Origin of the sequence: Pseudonocardia pini (assembly GCF_013870575.1) — a bacterium.
In the GTDB taxonomy this organism is placed as follows: Bacteria; Actinomycetota; Actinomycetes; order Mycobacteriales; family Pseudonocardiaceae; genus Pseudonocardia; species Pseudonocardia pini.
Window position 1 is genome coordinate 1 of the sequence record NZ_JACBXB010000789.1, and the last position, 2,550, is coordinate 2,550.

Here is a 2,550-nt window from a genome sequence, read left to right on the forward strand (position 1 = left end):
TAGCGCTGGGGCGCAGGGTGAGCACGCACCGCCTCGACGTCACCGACCGGGCCGCCGTCGAGGCCGCCGTCGGCGCGGTGCCGCGGATCGACGTCCTCGTCACCTCGGCGGGCGTGTACGGCGACCCGATCCCGATCGCCGATCTCGAGGAGGCGGAGGTCGACCGGGTGCTGGGGGTGAACCTCAAGGGTGCTCTGTGGACGATCCGTGCCGCGCTGCCCGCCCTGCGGCGGGCGGGCGGCCGGGTCGTCTGCCTCGGCTCCGCGGCCGGCGAGGTGGGCGGGGTGGCCTCGGGCCCGCAGTACGTCGCGAGCAAGGGCGGCGTCCACGCGATGGTCAAGTGGCTCGCCCGGACCGAGGCCGCGAACGGGATCGCCGCGAACGCCGTCGCCCCGGGCGCCGTCGACACGGACATGATCGCGGGCAAGGGGTACGGCGGCGACTACTGCCCGCTGGGCAGGCTGGCCACGGCGCAGGACGTCGCCGCGGTCGTCGCCTTCCTCGCCTCACCGGGGGCCGCCTACATGACGGGGACGGTCGTCGACGTCAACGGCGGCTTCCACATGGGATGACGCGCGGTGTCGTCATCCCGCGACCGTGCGGCTCCCGTCCTCGACGAGCGTGCGCGGGTCCGCCGCGGGCGGCTCGACTCCGAGCATCGTGCACGCCACGTGCTCGAGGAAGGCCGCCGGTGCGGTGTCGTCGAGGTCGTTGCGGTAGCGCAGTGGGGAGTGGACGACGGAGATGGCCGCGTGCACGAGCGCCTGCACCTGGCTGGGGGAGAGGTCGCCGCGGAGCGAGGCCAGCGCCTCCTGCCACAGGTCGACGTAGTGGCGCTGCTTCCAGCGCAGCCGCCTGCTGTCCTGCTCCGGCAGGTTGTGCGCCTCCTGCAGATAGACCTGGCAGAGGGCGCGTTCGGCGATGGTGAACCGGACCTGGCCGCGGACGAGCGCGGCCAGTGTCGCGCCGGCGCTGTCCGTGGCGCGCAGGGACTGTTCGGCATCGAGGACCAACCGGTCGACCACCCGGTCGAACAGCTCGACCAGGATCGAGCCCTTGTTGTCGAAGTGCCGGTAGATGCCCGATCCGACGATGCCCGCCGCCGCGCCGATGTCCGCCAGGTTCACGCCGAGATACCCGCTGTGGGCGATCAGCGTCGCCGCCTCGGTGAGGATGCGCTCCCTGCGCTCGGGATCGCGTGTCCGCCGCTCTCCGCCCGCCACGTGGTCCCCCGTCGTCGGCTCCGGGCTGCCGCCGGAGCCTCCCGAGGGTAGCGACCACTAGTGAATACACAGTCCCTTGAGCGGAAGATGTCCCCTGACGGCGCAGTGTGCCCGGTCGGTGGCCTGGCCGAGCCCGGTCGGCCGTGCTTTACAGGGCCACCGGACGCCGCTAGGGTGCCCCTCGTAGTGAAGAGACTTTCACTAATGCGTCGCACGAGACCGCGCTCGCCGAGTCGCCCACTGACGAGAGGTTCGGATGACCTACACGCTTCCCGCTGCGGGGATCCTGCAGCGGTTCGGGCTCACGGGCCGGGTGGCGATCGTGAGCGGGGCCTCCGCGGGTCTGGGCGTGACGATCGCGCGCGGTCTGGCCGAGGCGGGAGCGGACGTGGTGCTCGCCGCCCGCCGCGCCGACCGGCTCGCCGAGACGGCGGCCGCGGTGGAGGCGACCGGGCGGCGCAGCCTCGTCGTCCCCACGGACATCGGCAGCGTCGACGACTGCAGGCGCGTGGTCGAGGCCTCGATCGGCGAGTTCGGCAGGCTGGACGTGCTGGTCAACAACGCGGGGACCGGTGAGGTCGGCCCGGCCCACAAGCAGCCGTCGGGGGAGTTCGACCGGACCCTGGACATCAACCTGGCCGGGGCCTACCGGCTGTCCGTCGCCGCGGCCGCGGCGATGACCGACGGCGGGTCCATCATCAACATCTCCAGCGTCCTGGCGTTCACCACCGCCGGGATCCCGCAGGCCGCCTACGCGGCCAGCAAGGCCGGGCTGCTCGGCCTCACCCGCGACCTGGCCCACCAGTGGACCGGCCGCCGCGGGATCCGGGTCAACGCCGTCGCGCCCGGCTTCTTCGCCACCGACATGACCGAGGGCTACGACGCCCACATGGAGCGCCGCGTCGCCGACCGGATCCCGGCCGGGCGCCTCGGCTCGGCGGACGACCTGCTCGGCGCGATCGTCTACCTGGCGAGTGACGCCTCCCGCTACGTCACCGGCTCCACGCTGACCGTGGACGGCGGTTTCATGATCAGTTGATTCGCTCTCCCACGATCGGTCGTCGACAGTGCAGGTGACAGGAGACCCACGATGAAGGACACGGTCCGGTTCGGCTGTTTCGCCGCGTTCTGGGGCGACACGAAGCTCGCGATCCGGGACATCCTCGACGGCGCCGAGGTCGACTACCTCGTGGCGGACTACCTCTCCGAGATCACGATGGCGCTGCTGGCGCGGGCGCGCGCCAAGGATCCCGAGGGCGGGTTCATCGCCGACTTCGTGGCCACCATCGCGCCCGTGCTCCCCGAGATCGCCGAGCGCGGGATCAAA

The 2,550-nt window shown here is 72.2% G+C and carries 4 protein-coding genes; 3 read left to right on the forward strand and 1 reads right to left on the reverse strand.

What is annotated here, in order from left to right:
- Positions 1-572, forward strand: a 572-nt coding sequence (locus tag H5J29_RS28945) for an SDR family NAD(P)-dependent oxidoreductase (protein ID WP_181784150.1), incomplete at its 5' end; no start/stop codon positions are given.
- 12 nt (positions 573-584) lie between these two features.
- Here H5J29_RS28945 and H5J29_RS28950 read toward each other — a convergent pair.
- Complete coding sequence (locus tag H5J29_RS28950) at positions 585-1,223, reverse strand: TetR/AcrR family transcriptional regulator (protein ID WP_181784151.1); 639 nt, start codon at positions 1,221-1,223, stop codon at positions 585-587.
- 256 nt (positions 1,224-1,479) lie between these two features.
- On the opposite strand from H5J29_RS28950, the gene H5J29_RS28955 reads away from it, so the two are divergent.
- Together H5J29_RS28955 and H5J29_RS28960 are read left to right on the forward strand one after the other, a co-directional pair.
- Positions 1,480-2,262, forward strand: coding sequence for an SDR family NAD(P)-dependent oxidoreductase (locus H5J29_RS28955; RefSeq protein ID WP_181784152.1), 783 nt, complete (start codon positions 1,480-1,482; stop codon positions 2,260-2,262).
- A gap of 51 nt (positions 2,263-2,313) precedes the next feature.
- Positions 2,314-2,550, forward strand: a 237-nt coding sequence (locus H5J29_RS28960; RefSeq protein ID WP_181784153.1) for an acyclic terpene utilization AtuA family protein, incomplete at its 3' end; no start/stop codon positions are given.

Coding starts and splice junctions, on each gene's coding strand:
- H5J29_RS28955 (WP_181784152.1), top strand. CDS start 1,480: ATGACCTACACGCTTCCCGCTGCGGGGATCCTGCAGCGGTTCGGGCTC.